The organism is Virgibacillus sp. DJP39, assembly GCF_049310925.1.
Lineage (GTDB): Bacteria > Bacillota > Bacilli > Bacillales > Amphibacillaceae > Virgibacillus_F.
The window spans coordinates 1-508 of the sequence record NZ_JBMERP010000212.1; the positions used below are offsets into that span (position 1 = coordinate 1).

Consider the following 508-nt stretch of genomic DNA (forward strand, 5'->3'; position numbering starts at 1 on the left):
ATTATTGTATGTGGTATTTTTTGCACGCTTTTGTAGAGATTGAAACCGCATCGTTTCAACTCGAACGTCAGAACCAAGAGAAAGGATTTCATTTGCTGTTTTTTCGTGTGACATTTTACGTTGAACAGCGATTTTGCGAAAAAGTTCTTTTCTTTTTTTGCGTAGTTTCTCGTATTTTTGAGAGTATATCCAAATTAGTCTACCTTTTTTTATTGTTCCATTTTCATTAAAATTATTAGGATTTGTACTGCGTTTAGACCTATCCATTTTACGTTGAATTCGTTTTAGTTCTTTTTCGTTAGTTTTACATGCTGGTGCAAGTTCTTGAAGTTGGACTTTCTCTTCACTACATATCGCAATAGTAGATGTACCAATATCTAATCCAACACGTTTTGTTTCGTCGTTAGAAATCTTGCGATTTCTTTTCATTGGTGGATACCCTTCTTGGATAAGTTGAATAAAGTAGCGAACTTTTCCACGTACTTCACGTTTTAATATACGAACGTAT

Annotated in this window: 1 protein-coding gene; it reads right to left on the bottom strand. The window is 33.7% G+C overall.

The window, feature by feature from the left end; translation table 11 throughout:
- Positions 1 to 508 (bottom strand): transposase (locus ACOI1D_RS21865; protein WP_422504320.1); only part of this gene is annotated, 508 nt, incomplete at both ends.